This window comes from Sphingomonas sp. HF-S4, from assembly GCF_032911445.1.
GTDB classification, from domain to species: Bacteria; Pseudomonadota; Alphaproteobacteria; order Sphingomonadales; family Sphingomonadaceae; genus Sphingomonas; species Sphingomonas agrestis.
Window position 1 is genome coordinate 857,183 of the sequence record NZ_JAWJEJ010000001.1, and the last position, 14,751, is coordinate 871,933.

The following is a 14,751-nucleotide window of genomic DNA, read 5'->3' on the forward strand; positions in this document are numbered from 1 at the left end:
ACGGGTTACTGCGCCTTCTGTGCCGCTGCGGGCTGCTGGGCAGGCGCTGCCGGCTTGTCGGCCTGGTACGGCTCGCCCTTCACCGGCGTGCCCGGCTGGAGGTTCTGCGCGCCTTCGACGACGACCTTGTCGCCCGGCTTGAGCCCGGTGGTGACCAGCCAGTTGGTGCCGATCGTCCGCGGCGCGGCGATCACGCGCGGCTGGAGCTTGCCGTCGGCGCCGATCACCATCGCGACTGCCTCGCCCTTCTCGTTGCGCGACACCGCGCGCTGCGGCACCAGCATCCCGCGTGCCTGGGTGCCCTCGCTCATCTCCGCGCGCGCGAACATGCCGGGGAGGAGCAGGCCGTTGGGATTGGCGAAGACCGCGCGGATCACCTGGCTGCCCGTCGCGGGATCGACGGTCACGTCGGTGAACTTGAGCGTGCCCTCTTGGCCATAGGTCGATCCGTTCTCGAGCTTCAGTCGCACGCGTGCGGCGCCGCCGGCGCGGGTGACTTCGCCCTGCATCATCTGCTGGCGCAGGTTGAGCACTTCGGCGCTCGACTGCTGGATGTCGACATAGATCGGATCGAGCCGCTGGATCGTGGTCAGCGGATCGGCCTGCGAGGCCGAGACAAGGGCGCCGGTGGTGAAGGTCGATCGGCCGATCCGGCCCGAGATCGGCGCGCGGATCGTGGTGCGATCGAGGTCGATCTGCGCGGCGCGGAGCGCGGCTTCCTGCGCGGCGACGTCGGCGCGGGCCTGCTGCGCGCCGGCAGTGGCGTTCTCGGCATCCTGGCGCGAGATCGCGTTGATCCGCGCCAGCTCGTCATAGCGCCGGGCGAGCGAGCCGGTCGAGCCGATCGCGGCGCGCGCGCGGGCCAGCGCCGCGCGGGCGCTGGCGACCTGCGCCTGATAGGGCGCGGGGTCGATCCGGTAGAGCGGCTGGCCTTTCCGCACCATGTCGCCTTCCTCGAACAGCCGTGCCTGGATGATGCCGTTGACCTGGGGACGCACGTCCGAGGTTTCATAGGCGCTGGTCCGCCCGGGCAACTCAGTGCTCAGCGCCACCGGCTCCTCGCGGATCGTGACGTAGCGCACCGTCGCCGGGCCTGCCGCCGCGGCGGCGGCCGCAGCCTGTTGCTGGGCGTCCCCGCCACCGCCGCAGCCGGAGAGAATCAGGGCCGCGCCAAGCGCCGACGTCAGTTTTTTCATGCACTTCACCAGGGGTATATTGACTGTGAGTGAGCATTCACACACATATGGAGGGCGGGCCTATATGCTTCGCGATCGGACTTGGCAACCGCAAAGGAACGTTAATAATGGATGACCAGCAGCTGCTGCCGAGCCGCGCGGAAATGCGCCGCGAGCACCTGCTCGAAGTGGCTCGTGCGCTGTTCATCACCCACGGTTTTCATCAGACCGGCATGGCGCAGATCTCAGCCGCGTCGGGCATCAAGATGGGCCAGATCTACCGCGATTTCGCGAGCAAGGAGGAGATCATCGCCTCGATCTGCGAGCGCGACGTCGCCGACTGGCTGGAGGAAGAGGTGCTCGCCGCCGCCGTGAAGGTCGGGGACATACCTGCGGTCCGCGACTGGCTCGATCGCTTCCTGCGCAGCGACGAGCCCGTCGAGCAATGCCGGCTGATGAGCGAGATCGTTGCCGAATCGGGCCGCAGCATCCGGATCGCCGAGTTGAACCGCACGGTCGATCTGCGCGTCCGCGACAGCCTCGCCGCCGCGCTGGCTGCGATCGCACCAGAGAGCGAGGTTGGCGGCGAGCGCGAGGCACTGGTGGATTTCATCCTCGCACTCGGGCTCGGCATCATGATGCGCCGCACCTTCGATCCGAACCTCAAGGTCGATCCGCTGTTCGGCTATGTTTCGGCAATCGTCGACCAGCGCATCGAGGCGCTTTCGGCGTGACGCGCGCAAAGGTTCACCCCTGACCAGAGAAATATCGTGAAGAAGATCGCCCTTTGTCCCGCCCGAATGGGCCGCCCCCGCGAGTTCGACGTGGAACGCGCGCTCGACGCGGCGATGCGGGTGTTCTGGACCAAGGGCTATGAAGGCACGACGCTCACAGACCTGACCGACGCCACCGGCGTCTCGCGACCGAGCCTCTATTCGGCGTTCGGCAACAAGGAGGCGCTCTTCAAGAAAGCGCTCGATCGCTATGCGCGCGAGAAACTGGCCTTCATTGATCGTGCGATCGAGGCGCCCACTGCGCGCGAAGTCGCGGAAGACCTGCTCCACGGGATGCTCGACAGGCTGGCCGACGAGCGCGATCCCAAGGGGTGCATGGGCGTCATCAACTCGGTCGCGTGCGGCGACGAGGCCGAGCCGATCCGCGCGGACATATTGGCGCGCACCCTTGCGATCAAGGCGGCGTTGATTGCGCGTTTCGAGCGCGCGCGGGAGGAAGGCGACCTTCCCGAGCAGGTCGAGCCGGCCGCGATCACGACCTATCTGATGGCGATATTGCAGGGCATGGCGCTGCAATCGGGCAATGGCGCCCCAACCGAGGAATTGGGCTCGCTGGTGACCAGCAGCCTTGCGCTGTGGCCGAAGGCGTAAACGGGAGCATCCTGCGTCGCCTTGCGTTCGTGGCCAATTGCGCCGCGATCGGATATCGGCGGCGGGGAAGGAATTGGATGCGCCATGCGTGAACTAGCCCAAGTGCCGACGTTGCTTTCGTGCGGGCTTCTCGCCGCCCTGTGCGCGGCCGTGCCTGCGTCTGCCCAGGGCTATTCTGCGCGAGAGGTCGGCGGCTGGACGGTGGCGGCGAGTCGGGATGGCGAAGGCTGCTTCCTGACCCGGACCTATGCTGGTGCCGGCGGGACTACGTTGCTGCTCGGGCTCGACCGCGACGGCAGCAACCATCTCACGCTGCTCAACGCCAATTGGTCGATCAAGCCGAAGGAGCGGTGGAAGCTGACCTTCAAGCTCTCCTCGGGCGGCTATGCCGACCACGCGGTCGTCGGGATGGCATCGGATGGGAAAAAGGGGTTCGTCACCAGCTTCGACGCCAAGTTTCCCGCCCATTTCGCCGCGTCGAAGGCGATCCATATTTATCGCGGCGACGTGCCGGTCGAGCAATTGGGTCTTGCGGGAAGCGGTGCGGCCGTGGCCGAGCTTAAGAATTGCGTCGGCGTGGTCGGTAGCGCCGCGCCCGAAATGCGACGTTCCGACCGGATTCCCAAGGATCCCTTCGCCCCCGAATCCAGGCGCAAATCCAGAGACTAAGAGGCTTTCTGGGTCTTTAGCCATCCACTCGCCGGAGAAGAAGCACAGCCGGACACAATCCGGATTGTTGGAACCTCAAGGCTGAGCTTGGGTTGTTGCGCTTGGTTAATTAATGAAGGCAACACCATGTCGCGTATCCCGAGTAAGCTTATCCCCGTTGTAATCCTGGTCGGCGCCGTCGGCCTGGGAGGTTGTGCGTCCAAATCCTATGTGCGCGAGCAGATCGCGCCCGTGAGCCAGCGCGTCGATGCGCTCGAAACGCGGCTGCAGGAGACCGACAACACCGCCAAGTCGGCGCTCGCCGAGGCACAGGCCGCATCCGGCCAGGCGCAGCAGAACGGCCAGCGGCTCGACCAGATCAACGGCCGCGTCGACGGCGTCGAGCAGCGGCTCCAGGCGGCCGAGCAGCGTGGCAAGCGCCCGCGCCACTGAGGCTGCGCTTCCCCATATTGCTGATTCCCCAGGTGCCCGCGTCGACGCGCGGGCACCATAGCCTGTCGAGCGCGTGAACCGATGACCAACCTGCTTCCCGCGCTCGCCGGGCTCGTCGCCGTTTCGATGGCGGGACATGCCGCAGCGCAGCCCAAGCCTGAGGCCTCGGCCGCGACCCGGCAGGTGGCGGACTGGATCGCCGCCTCGGGCGACAATCGCGCTTTGCCCTATATCATCATCGACAAGGCCAACGCCGCGCTGTTCCTGTTCGACCGGAAAGGCAAGCCGCTCGGCGAGGCGCCGGTGCTGATCGGAATCGCGCCGGGGGACGAGGCGAGCCCAGGCGTCGGCAGCAAGAAGCTCGCAGAGATCGGTCCGGCCGAGAAGACCACGCCGGCCGGGCGCTTCCTGGCAAAGTACGGGCTGGCCGCAGGCAAGCAGAAAGTGCTGTGGGTCGATTACGCCACCTCGGTGGCGATCCATCCGATCCCCAAGGATGCCAGCGCCAAGGAGCGCCGTCGCCAGCGGATGCTCTCGGCCACTCCGGACGACAACCGCATTACCTTCGGGTGTATCAACGTGCCCGTGGCGCTCTATACCAAGACCGTGCGGCCGCTGTTCCAGAAGAAGGGTGGGTATGTGTATATCCTGCCCGACACCAAGCCGATCGAGGAGGTTTTCCCGCGGCTTCGTGTCCACGCTCTCACCGGCGCAAGTCCGAGCTAGCCGGGACTGGTTTCGGTCCGATAGGGGCCGAGGGTCACGATCAGCGTCACCACCGCGAGCAGCAGCATGGCCGAGGCGATCAGCGCGGCGTCGTAGCTTCCGCTGTGGTCGACCGACCAGCCGAACAGCATCGGTCCGCAGCCTGCCCCAAGGCAAAACAGCCCCAGCGTCACGCCATAGGTTGCGCCGTAATTCTCGATACGGGCGTAGCGGCTGGTGAAATAAGCGAGCATATCGACTTCGGCGCCCGCGGCGAGACCAAGCAGCAGCGCGGCCGGGACCACCGGTCCGTCGAGCCACAATAGCAGCGCGCTGACCACCGGCGAGAGCAGGAACAGCCCGGCGACGTACGGCGCGTGGCACCGGTCGAACAGATAGCCGACCACGACACGGGCGAAGAGCACGGCGATGCCGATCACCGCGGCAGCCTGCGCGGCGGTGGCCAGCGGCATGCCGCGATCGACGAGCAAGGGGACAAGGTGGATGATCAGCCCCGCGACGATCGCGCCGAGCAGGATCGCGACGACCTGGAGGATGATCGTCTGGCGATTGGCCTCGAAGCGGCGCCGCGCCGGTGCCGCGCCCACGACCCGCGCGGGGCGGTCGCGCGGCATCAGCAAGCTCACCGGCAGCCCGACCAGCGCGGTCACCGCAGCGATGACGAACACGGCGGTCCGCCAGCCATAGGTGACAAATACCGGGCCGAGCAGCGCGGGGGCAAGGATCGCGGCGGTGCCGGTGCCGAGCAGCATCACCCCGAGCGCGAGCCCGCGCGCGCTGTCGAACCGCGTGGTGACGACGCGCGCCCACACCGCCGGAGTGGTGCCGCATCCGGCGACCGAGACGAGGAACCATAGCGCATACCAGCCCGGGATCGACGGCCCCGCCTGCGATAGGGCGACCAGCGCGAGCGGCGTGGCGACGTAGCTGGCGATGGCGATGCTGCGCACCCCGATCCGGTCGGCGAGCAGCCCGACCAGCGGCGCCGAGGCGAAGATGCCGAATTGCTGGAAGGTCGCGGCGCCGGAAACCGCCGCGCGGCTCCAGCCGAACTCGTCCTGGAGCGGCTTCACGAACAGCCCGAGCGAATAGAAGCCGATCCCCATCATCCCGACGCTGATCGCCAGCGCCGCGGCAAGTGTTGCGGGCCAGCCCTTGGCGAATTCGCGCCGTGCTGCCCCCGAAATCAGGACTGACATGCCGCGTCGACGAGATCGCTGCCGGTGGCGAACCAATGGTCGGGCTGGTCCTTGAACCAGGCCAACAGCCGCTCGAACGCATCGATGCGATAGGGCAGGCCCATGATGTAGGGCGTCAGGTGCAGCGGCAGCATCCGGCCGCCATAGTTCTGTGCCTCGCCCGAGAGCCAGCGATAGGCATCCTGCATCTGCTCGGCATAGCTGTCGACCGATTGCTGCTGCACGGTCAGGATCTGGCGGTCGGAAAGCTCGTGGTTGAGCGGCAGGTTTACGATCTGGCCTGCCTCGGTGCGGAACCCGACGGGCAACTCGTCATGGCTCCAGTCGCACATATAGGCCAGCCCTGCTTCGGCGAGCAGTCTTGGCGTCGCGAAGCTCTGCGAGCGTGCGATCGACAGCCAGCCCCGCGGGCGCTTGCCGGTGGCGTGCTTGATCGCCTCGATCGAGGCATGGATCAGTGCGCGCTCATCGGCTTCGGGCAAGGTGCTCGCGATCGTGCCGTTCATGTCGGTCGAGTGCGCGACGATCTCGTGCCCGCCGCGGACGATATCGGCGATCAGTTCGGGATAGCGTTCGGCGATCGCGCCGTTGCATGCGATCGTCACTCGCGCGCCGACCTTCTCGAAGGCGTCGAGCAGGCGATAGAAGCCGACGCGCGTGCCATATTCGCGCGCGGTATAGTGGCGGAAGTCGGGATAGGCGGTCTGCATGTGCCCCGGCGCGCGGAACGGCGCGTCGGAGGGCAGGATCGGGAACCATTCGAGGCTGATCACCGGCCAAATCGCCACGCCGGTCCAGGGCGCGGGCGGGCGATCGAACATGTTGGACCAGTCGTACAGATCGTGGTCCATCCCGCGGCGACGCAGCGGATACTCGGTGTAGCTGGGATCGACGCTCATGCGGCGGCTCCCGGCACTTGCGCGCGATAGGCGTCGACAATCTCGCCGGCGCGGGCGATCCAGGCGCGGCCATCGGCGACGATGTGGCGCAGCACTTCCTCGAACGGGCCGATGCGATGCGGCTGGCCGATCAGGTAGGAATGGAGCGGGATGCACATCACCGTACCCGACTGCGCGCCTTCTGCCGCGAGCCGCTCATACTGGCGGATCAGCGTGTCGGCGTATTCGCGCGGGCTCATATTATAGACGAAGAAGCCGTAATGGTCGTTGACCTCGAGGCTGTAGGGGATCGCGGTGAGCGAACCACCGGCGACGTTAACCTGCGTCGGCTGGTCGTCGTGATAGAGGTCGCAGGTATAGTCGAAGCCATATTCGGCGAGCAGGTCGAGCGTGCGCGGCGTGTGGGTCAGCGCGGGGGCGAGCCAGCCGCGGATGCGCTGGCCGGTGGCGCGCTGGACGGTGGCGATGCTGTCCTCGATGATCGCGCGCTCCTGCGCCTCGTCCATCCCATAGCTGTAGCGCGTGTTGTAGATGCCATGGCTGAAGAATTCCCAGCCGCGTTGCCGCGCATCCTCGACCACCTCCGGGATATGGTCGCACAAGGCGACCGAGAGGCTGACCGATCCGGGGAAGCCGTGCCGGGTCATCGCCTCGGCCATCCGCCAATGGCCGACACGATTGGCGTGGTCGCGGTGGCTGTAGCCGACCACGTCGGGGTGCGGCTTCGCCCAGCTTTTCCGCATCGGATTGGCGGGCGGATCGAGTTCGTAATATTCGAGGTTGGGCGCCACCCAGACGGCGACGGTCTTGCCGTCGGGCCATTCGATCTTCGGCCGGCCCCGATAGGGCAGGAAGTCGTAGAGCCCGGGATCCGCCTCGCCCTCGCGCATTATCGCGCCTCCAGCCAGTCGATCACCGCCTGGACCGGCTCGACATCGGCGTATTTGATCAGCAGGTCGGTCAGGTTGGCGAAATGATAGCTCTCATGCTTGTCTGCACAGGTCTCGATCGGGACGATTGTGCGGAAGCCATAAGAGAGCGCATCGACTGCCGTCGCGCGGACGCAGCCCGAGGTGCTGCCGCCGGTGACCACCACTGTATCGACCTTGTGCCAGCGCAAATACGAATTGAGCGGGGTCTCGAAGAACGCCGAGGGCATCCGCTTGGTGTATTGCAGGTCGTCGGGCTCGATCTCGCAGCGCGGATCGAAGGCGTGGCGCTCGCTTTCGTAGCGGATGTTCTGCAGGCTGTCGGGCGTGTCGGTGCGCGTCCCCCAGACGCCCGCGTCGCCGGCATCGTTCTTGTAGGCAACGCGTGACCAGATCACCGGCATGTGGCGGGCGCGGGCGAGGCGCGAGATCGTGTTGACGTGCTCGATCTGGCGCGGATCGGTCTCATACGCGGTCTTGAACTTGTCGATCGAGGTATAGGCCTGCTGGAAGTCGACGTTCACGATTGCCAGCTTCTCGCCGAAGCCGAACTTCTTCCTGGCGGGGCTGGCGAGGACTTCCTCGAACAATTGCCGCGCGGTCTTGTCCTCGCGGATCATTCGGGTGCCGAGGATCGTCATGCTGCCTCCGTTTTGCGCGCGCCGGCCGGCTGGAATCCAAGCGGGACGCCGGCATCGGGAAGGAAGCCGTAAAGCGGTTCGCCGGGCAAATGCTGCGCAAGGATTGACCGCACTGCGGATAGACGCCCGATGTCGATCCCGGTGCGAAGTCCCATCGCCTCGAGCATGAACACCAGGTCCTCGGTGACGATATTGCCGCTTGCGCCGGGCGCGAACGGGCAACCGCCCAGCCCGCCGAGCGACGAATCGACCGTGGTAAGCCCGGCATCGAGCGCGGCGAGGACGTTGGCAAGCCCGAGCCCGCGGGTGTTGTGCAAGTGAATACCCTGCACCGCGGCCTCGCCGACGGCGCCGCGCAGCAATCCGATCAGCCGCCGGACCGACACCGGATCGGCATAGCCGCTGGTGTCTGCAAGCCCGACTTCGTCGCAGCCCGCAGCCATCAGCGCCTCCGCCAGGCGGAGGATCTGCGCGTCGGGGATCGCGCCTTCGAGCGTGCAGCCGAACGCGGTCGACAGGCTGCCTTCGAAATGCGGGCGCTCGCCTGCGGGCAGCGCGGCGATTGCGGCGGCGATCTCGGCGGCTTCCGCGATCACCTGCTCGTGGGTGCGGCGCAGGTTGCGGAGGCTGTGCGTCTCGGAGACCGAGAGGGGAAGGGTGATCTTCTGGGCGCCCGCGGCGATCGCATCGCGCGCGCCGCGAGCGTTGGGGACGAGTACTGCGACGGTGAGCCCTGGGATGGTCCGCGCATGCGCGACGACTTCGGCGGTGCCTTCGAGCTGGGGCAGCAGCTTGGCGGGCACGAAGCTGCCGACTTCGATCTCGCGCACCCCCGCAGCGGCCTCGGCGCTGATCCACGCCTTCCGGGCCTCGATCGGCATCACTGCCTTGACGTTCTGCAGCCCGTCGCGCGGCCCGACTTCGCTGACCAATATGTCGATCGGGGACGTCAGATCGGGAAAACTCGGATCGGCCATTGCCACCTCACACGGTATTTGTATTAGAAGTAGGTCAATTGATCCCTGCTGTCGAGGTGGTTCCGATGTCTGCATTGTTGCCCGAGACCGAACTGCCGCTGGCCGGCATTCGCGTGATTGAATTCACCCACATGGTGATGGGCCCCACCGCAGGGGTGGTGCTCGCCGATCTCGGCGCCGACGTGATCAAGGTCGAGCCGATCGGCGGCGACCATACCCGTACTCTGCTCGGCTCGGGCGCGGGCTATTTCCCGATGTTCAACCGCAACAAGCGCAGCATCTGCCTCGACCTCAAGAGTGCCGACGGGGTGCTCGCAGCGCGGCGGCTGATCGACGGCGCCGATGTGGTGATCGAGAATTTCCGCCCCGGCGCGCTCGAGCGGATGGGGCTTGGGGCGGAGAGTTTCGAGCAAAGCAATCCCGGCCTCATCTATTGCTCGGCCAAGGGATTCCTCGCCGGGCCCTATGGCCATCGCACCGCGCTTGACGAAGTCACCCAGATGATGGGCGGGCTAGCGTACATGACCGGGCCGCCGGGACGGCCGCTGCGCGCGGGCAGTTCGGTGGTCGACATCACCGGGGGGATGTTCGGAGCGATCGCGGTGCTGGCGGCGCTAGAGCGGCGGCATCGCACCGGGCGAGGCGGGGCAGTCAAATGCTCGCTGTTCGAGACCACGGCGTTTCTCGTCGGCCAGCATATGGCGCAGCAGGCGGTCACCGGCGTACCTACCGCACCGATGCCGGTGCGCGTCTCCGCCTGGGCGATCTACGACGTGTTCGAGACCGCCAATGCCGACGAGCAGCTCTTCGTCGGCGTGGTGACCGACAGCCAATGGGTGACCTTCTGTTCGCTGTTCGAGCTGGGCGAGATCGGCGTGGACCCCGAGCTGGCGCGCAACAACGCGCGGGTACTGGCACGCGACCGCATCTTGCCGGTGGTGCGCGCGGTATTCGCGGCGTCGCCACGCACGGAGCTGGTCGCGAAGCTCGAACGCGCGGGGCTTCCGTTTGCGCCGATCGCCAAGCCGGGGGATCTGTTCGACGATCCGCATCTCAACCAAGGCGGTGGGCTGGTCCCGATTACGCTTGCCGATGGTAGCGCGACGCGGCTGCCCGGGCTGCCGCTGGAGATCGACGGCGCGCGCTCGGGGGTGCGGCACGATGTGCCTGCTGCGGGCGTCCACGGCGCGGAGGTGCTGGCCGAGATCGGCTACGCGGCTGAAGAGATCGCGCGGCTGCGCGAGGCGGGGGCGCTGGGCTGAAGCCTAGGCTAGACTGACACGTACTTTCCCCTCCTTGATAGGGAGGGCGTTAGGGCTGGGTTTAGCGGCGGCGAGGCTCGATGCCTCGACGGCGCTTCGATGCTTGGCGACAGAGTCTTTTGGGCACGCAGACGCGCGCACCCACCCCCGGCCCCTCCCTTGGCAGGAAGGGGAGCAATCAATCCGTGAGCAGCGGCTCGCCCGCGCCGCCGAGATCGAGCGTGATCCGGTAGCGATCGGCGCGGTAGCGGGCACGGGTGAACAGGATCGGGCGATCGTCGCCGCGGACGACGCGCTCGATCGTCAGCAAGGGCGAGCGTGCTGGGATCGCGAGCAATTCGGCGAGCGCGGTATCGGCCAGCTCGGCGCCGATCGTCTGGCGCGCCGAGCCGATGCTCAGCCCGGCCTCTTCGAGCAGCGCGAGGATCGGCGTGGTCGCGAGCCCGGACAGCGGCACATGCGCCGCCACATCCGCTGCCATCCAGCTGCTGACCAGCCCGAGCGGCTGGCCGTCGAGCGAGCGCAGCCGCTGGGCGTGGACGACGCTGGTGCCTTCCGGAATTTCGAGCGCGGTGGCGACGTCGCTGGTTGCGGGGGCCTCGCTGACGTCGATGACACGCACCGAGGTGGTGCGCCCGAACGCCTTGAGCGATTCCACCGCGCGATGGACATTGGCTTCGAGCGGCTGCGTCGGCAGGCGGAAAGTGACTCGCGTGCCGGTGCGGCGGCGGCGCTCGACCAGCCCGCCGCGCGACAACTCCTCGAGCGCGCGCCGTGCGGTGACCCGCGATACGCCGTGGCGCGCCGCCAGCTCGATCTCGGTGGGGATCGATTCGCCATGCCCGCGCCGGCCGCGGACGATCTCGTCGCGAAGCTGGAGGAATAGCTGGTGGTACAGCGGGGTGGCGTCATCGCGGTCGATCATCGGTCCCCCTTGGCTATCGCGACACTATCCGGCCTGCGAGTTTTTTCGGCCCCGTTGTTGACCCGATAGCACGAGAAACCGTATTTGATCCATAAATAGGACAAATGAGAATGCCCGCGACCCTGTTCGAGAAGCTATGGCGGCAGCATCGCATCGCCGATCTTGGTGACGGCGTCGCGCTGATCGCGATAGATCGCGTGATGCTCCACGAGCGCACCGGCGGTGTGGCGCTGGATAGCCTCTCCAAGTCGGGGCGGACGGTGCTGGCACCTGGCCAGGCCTTTGCGGTCATGGACCATATCGTCGATACGCTCCCCGGGCGCAGCGATGCGACGAAGATGCCGACAGGCATGGCGTTCATCACCGGCACGCGCGCGGCGGCGCATGCGGCGGGTATCGGGCTGTTCGACCTGGACGATCCACGCCAGGGCATCTGCCACGTCATCTCGCCCGAGCAGGGGATCGTGCTGCCTGGCGTTACCCTGGTCTGCCCCGACAGCCATACCGGCACGCAGGGCGCGTTCGGTGCGCTCGCCTGGGGGATCGGATCGAGTGAGGCCGAGCATGCGCTGGCGACGGGAACGCTTCGGGTCCGAAAACCCAGGACGATGCGCATCACCGTGCGCGGCCGGCTGGCGGCGGCTGTGGGCGCCAAGGACCTTGCGTTGCACATCATCGCGCAGGTCGGCTCGGCGGGCGCGCAGGGCCACGCGGTCGAGTTCGCCGGCGACGGCGTTGCCGCGCTCGACATCGAGCAGCGCCAGACGCTGTGCAATATGGCCACCGAGATGTCGGCCTTTTGCGCGATCATCGCGCCGGACGACGTGAGCATTTCCGCGCTGGAAGGCACGCCTCTGGCGCCGACGGGTGCGCAGTGGGACCAAGCGGTGGCTGCGTGGCGCACGCTCGCCAGCGACAGGGACGCGGCGTTCGATCGCGACATCGCGATCGACGCGGACGAGGTCGCACCTATGATCAGCTGGGGCACCAGCCCGCAACAATCGATCCCGGTGACCGGGACCGTGCCGCGGGGCGAAGCAGAGACCGAAGCCAATCACCGGCGCGCACTCGCCTATATGGGGCTGGAGGCAGGCGAGGCGCTGGCCGGGCTACGGATCGACGCTGCATTCATCGGATCATGCACCAACAGCCGCTTGTCGGACCTGCGCCGCGCCGCCGCGGTGGTGCAGGGACGCAGGGTGGCGGAGGGCATCCGTGCGATCTGCGTGCCGGGGTCGGGGGCGGTCAAGCGCGCTGCGGAGGCCGAGGGCATCGCCGACACGCTGATCGCGGCGGGGTTCGAATGGCGCGAGCCGGGCTGCTCGATGTGCTTCTTCGCCGGCGGCGAGAGCTTCGGGCTGCGCGAGCGCGTGGTCTCGACCACCAACCGCAATTTCGAAAGCCGGCAGGGCCCCGAGACCCGTACGCATATCGCCTCGCCCGAACTGGTTGCCGCCTCGGCGATCGCCGGGCGCATCGTCGATCCGCGCGAGGCCTGATCCATGGAAGCATTTTCCCGCGTCACCGCCGTCGCGCTGCCCTTGCTGTTCGACAATATCGACACCGATATCATCATTCCCTCGCGCGAGATGAAGAGCGTCGGCAAGACCGGGCTCGCCGACGGTCTGTTCGCGGGGTGGCGCTATACCGCGGTGGGGAACCGCGAGCCCGCGCCAGACTTCCTGATGAATCAGCCCCCGTTCGATCGCGCGCGCGTGCTGATCGCGGGCGTCAATGTCGGCTGCGGGTCGAGCCGCGAGCATGCGGTGTGGGCGCTGCACGAATATGGCTTTCGCGCGGTGATCGCGCCGTCGTTCAATCCGATCTTCCGCGGCAATTGCATCCGCAACGGCGTGGTGCCGGTGCAGCTCGAGGCCGACTCGGTGCGCCTGCTGGGGGAGGCGGCGCGGGCCGATCCGCTGGGGCAACAGGTGACCGTAGATCTTGACGCGATGACTGCGTCGTCGGGCGCGGGCAGCTTCGGCTTCGCGCTTGAGGAAGACAGCCGGGCGATGCTGCGCAACGGCTGGGACGCGATCGACCTCACTTTGCAGCATCGCGACCGCATCGCCGCCTGGCGCGAAGCCGATCGCGCCGAACGACCCTGGATCTATCTGGAGCCCCGCGCATGACCGACATTCTTCCTGCTCCGGACGCGTTCGAGTTCGCGGTCGACGTGCTGGTGATTGGCGGCGGCGGCACCGGGCTGTGCGCGGCGCTGGCGGCGGCGGATGCGGGTGCCTCGGTGATCGTGGTCGAGCGCGACAAGGCGCTGCTCGGATCGACCGCAATGTCGACCGGGCTTATCCCCGCCGCGGGAACGCCGGAACAGGCCGCGGCGGGAATCGACGACAGCCCCGAGCGCTTTGCCGCCGACATTCTCGCCAAGACCAAGGGGCGCACCGACGGTGACATGGCGCTGGCGATTGCGCGTGAGTCGGCGAAGACGATCGCATGGATGCGCGATGTTCACGGTGTGCCGCTCCAGCTGATCGACGGGTTCCTCTATCCGGGCCACAGCGTGCTGCGGATGTACGGCACGCCCAAGCGCAGCGGCGAGGAACTGATGGCGGCGCTCGAAAGCGCGGCGAACGCGGCGGGTATACCGATCGTCACCGAGGCAACCGCAGAGCAATTGTTCGTCGATGGCGACGGCGCGGTGCGCGGGGTGCGGCTGCGGCGCCCCGATGGCAGCGCCGACGATATCGGTTGCGCGGCGCTGGTGCTCGCCTGTTCGGGATTCGGCGGCGCGGCCGAAATGGTCGCGCGGCTGATCCCCGAAATGGCGGGGGCGACCTATCACGGGCATCCGGGCAATCGTGGCGACGCGGTGCGCTGGGGCGAGGCGATGGGGGCTGGGCTCGCCGACATGTCCGCCTATCAGGGGCATGGCGGGCTCGCAGCAGGGCACGGCATACCGATCCTGTGGCCGCTGATTATGACCGGCGGGTTCCAGGCCAATAGCGAGGGCGTGCGCTTTTCGAACGAGGCACTCGGCTATTCGGAGCAGGCTGCCAAGGTCAACGCGCAGCCCGGGCAGGTCGCCTGGTCGATCTTCGACAAGCAGCGGCACGAGATGATGCTGGCCTTTGCCGACTATCAGGACGCGCTGTCCGCCGGGGCGATCGTCGAGGCCAAGGATGTGGAGGAACTGGCCGAGCGGACGCGGCTTCCGTTGGAGGTGCTGGCGAAGACGCTCGCCGAGGTGGCGGGCTACGCCGCCGGCGCGGCGGGCGATCCGTTCGGCCGCGACTTCACCGCGCATCCGCCGCTGGCTGCGCCGTACTTTGCCGCGCGGGTGACAGGCGCGCTGTTCCATACCCAGGGCGGGCTGCGCATCGACGCCGAGGCGCGGGTGCTGCGCGAGGACGGCACGCCGATGCCTAACCTGTTCGCCGGCGGCGGCGCGGCGCGCGGCGTCTCGGGCGACGGCGCCGAGGGGTATATGGCGGGCAACGGCTTGCTGACCGCGACGACGCTTGGGCGGTTGGCGGGGCAGGGGGCGGCTAGGGTATCGCGGGACTGATCACAC

The 14,751-nt window shown here is 67.5% G+C and carries 16 protein-coding genes; 9 read left to right on the forward strand and 7 right to left on the reverse strand.

The window, feature by feature from the left end; genetic code table 11:
* Positions 1 to 5: 5 nt before the first annotated feature.
* Positions 6 to 1,196 carry an efflux RND transporter periplasmic adaptor subunit gene (locus RZN05_RS03680; RefSeq protein ID WP_317225269.1) on the reverse strand — a complete coding sequence of 397 codons (1,191 nt, stop codon included), beginning with the start codon at positions 1,194 to 1,196 and terminating at the stop codon, positions 6 to 8.
* Positions 1,197 to 1,303: 107 nt separating this feature from the next.
* Here RZN05_RS03680 and RZN05_RS03685 point away from each other — a divergent pair, with 107 nt between their 5' ends.
* The 5 genes from RZN05_RS03685 to RZN05_RS03705 all read left to right on the forward strand — a co-directional run bounded on the left by RZN05_RS03685 (position 1,304) and on the right by RZN05_RS03705 (position 4,387).
* Complete coding sequence (locus RZN05_RS03685; RefSeq protein ID WP_317225270.1) at positions 1,304 to 1,909, forward strand: TetR/AcrR family transcriptional regulator; 606 nt, start codon at positions 1,304 to 1,306, stop codon at positions 1,907 to 1,909.
* A 36-nt stretch (positions 1,910 to 1,945) separates the two neighbouring features.
* Positions 1,946 to 2,560 (forward strand): TetR/AcrR family transcriptional regulator, encoded by a 615-nt coding sequence (locus RZN05_RS03690; RefSeq protein ID WP_394804777.1) that lies wholly within the window; start codon positions 1,946 to 1,948, stop codon positions 2,558 to 2,560.
* A gap of 84 nt (positions 2,561 to 2,644) precedes the next feature.
* Complete coding sequence (locus RZN05_RS03695; RefSeq protein ID WP_317225271.1) at positions 2,645 to 3,229, forward strand: hypothetical protein; 585 nt, start codon at positions 2,645 to 2,647, stop codon at positions 3,227 to 3,229.
* Positions 3,230 to 3,355: 126 nt separating this feature from the next.
* Positions 3,356 to 3,661 carry a hypothetical protein gene (locus RZN05_RS03700; RefSeq protein ID WP_317225272.1) on the forward strand — a complete coding sequence of 102 codons (306 nt, stop codon included), beginning with the start codon at positions 3,356 to 3,358 and terminating at the stop codon, positions 3,659 to 3,661.
* A gap of 81 nt (positions 3,662 to 3,742) precedes the next feature.
* Positions 3,743 to 4,387 (forward strand): hypothetical protein, encoded by a 645-nt coding sequence (locus tag RZN05_RS03705; protein ID WP_317225273.1) that lies wholly within the window; start codon positions 3,743 to 3,745, stop codon positions 4,385 to 4,387.
* Here RZN05_RS03705 and RZN05_RS03710 read toward each other — a convergent pair.
* The 5 genes from RZN05_RS03710 to RZN05_RS03730 are packed head-to-tail and all read right to left on the reverse strand — an operon-like array spanning position 4,384 to position 9,032.
* A complete protein-coding gene (locus tag RZN05_RS03710; RefSeq protein ID WP_317225274.1) occupies positions 4,384 to 5,586 on the reverse strand; it encodes an MFS transporter in 1,203 nt (400 codons plus the stop codon). The genes RZN05_RS03705 and RZN05_RS03710 overlap by 4 nt on opposite strands.
* Positions 5,574 to 6,485 carry a polysaccharide deacetylase family protein gene (locus RZN05_RS03715; protein ID WP_317225275.1) on the reverse strand — a complete coding sequence of 304 codons (912 nt, stop codon included), beginning with the start codon at positions 6,483 to 6,485 and terminating at the stop codon, positions 5,574 to 5,576. The genes RZN05_RS03710 and RZN05_RS03715 overlap by 13 nt, the downstream gene beginning before the upstream one ends.
* Positions 6,482 to 7,375 carry a polysaccharide deacetylase family protein gene (locus RZN05_RS03720; protein ID WP_317225276.1) on the reverse strand — a complete coding sequence of 298 codons (894 nt, stop codon included), beginning with the start codon at positions 7,373 to 7,375 and terminating at the stop codon, positions 6,482 to 6,484. Before RZN05_RS03720 ends, RZN05_RS03715 begins: the two co-directional genes overlap by 4 nt.
* Complete coding sequence (locus RZN05_RS03725) at positions 7,375 to 8,055, reverse strand: isochorismatase family protein (protein WP_317225277.1); 681 nt, start codon at positions 8,053 to 8,055, stop codon at positions 7,375 to 7,377. Before RZN05_RS03725 ends, RZN05_RS03720 begins: the two co-directional genes overlap by 1 nt.
* Positions 8,052 to 9,032: a hydroxymethylglutaryl-CoA lyase gene (locus RZN05_RS03730; protein WP_317225278.1), complete on the reverse strand. Its 981-nt coding sequence runs from the start codon at positions 9,030 to 9,032 to the stop codon at positions 8,052 to 8,054. The genes RZN05_RS03725 and RZN05_RS03730 overlap by 4 nt, the downstream gene beginning before the upstream one ends.
* Positions 9,033 to 9,097: 65 nt before the next feature.
* Between RZN05_RS03730 and RZN05_RS03735 the strand changes: the two genes are divergently transcribed.
* Entirely contained in the window at positions 9,098 to 10,294 is a 1,197-nt protein-coding gene (locus tag RZN05_RS03735) for a CaiB/BaiF CoA transferase family protein (RefSeq protein WP_317225279.1), read from the forward strand.
* Between the two features lie 178 nt (positions 10,295 to 10,472).
* On the opposite strand, the gene RZN05_RS03740 is transcribed toward RZN05_RS03735, so the two are convergent.
* Entirely contained in the window at positions 10,473 to 11,219 is a 747-nt protein-coding gene (locus RZN05_RS03740) for a GntR family transcriptional regulator (RefSeq protein ID WP_317225280.1), read from the reverse strand.
* 110 nt (positions 11,220 to 11,329) lie between these two features.
* On the opposite strand from RZN05_RS03740, the gene RZN05_RS03745 reads away from it, so the two are divergent.
* Genes RZN05_RS03745 through RZN05_RS03755 form a run of 3 tightly spaced genes read left to right on the forward strand, consistent with a single transcriptional unit; the run spans position 11,330 to position 14,745 of the window.
* The gene (locus RZN05_RS03745) at positions 11,330 to 12,718 is read left to right on the forward strand and encodes a 3-isopropylmalate dehydratase large subunit (RefSeq protein WP_317225281.1); all 1,389 of its coding nucleotides are present in this window, start codon (positions 11,330 to 11,332) and stop codon (positions 12,716 to 12,718) included.
* Positions 12,719 to 12,721: 3 nt separating this feature from the next.
* Positions 12,722 to 13,351 (forward strand): 3-isopropylmalate dehydratase small subunit, encoded by a 630-nt coding sequence (gene leuD / locus RZN05_RS03750; RefSeq protein WP_317225282.1) that lies wholly within the window; start codon positions 12,722 to 12,724, stop codon positions 13,349 to 13,351.
* Positions 13,348 to 14,745 carry an FAD-dependent oxidoreductase gene (locus RZN05_RS03755; protein ID WP_317225283.1) on the forward strand — a complete coding sequence of 466 codons (1,398 nt, stop codon included), beginning with the start codon at positions 13,348 to 13,350 and terminating at the stop codon, positions 14,743 to 14,745. Before leuD ends, RZN05_RS03755 begins: the two co-directional genes overlap by 4 nt.
* The last annotated feature ends 6 nt before the right edge of the window (positions 14,746 to 14,751 follow it).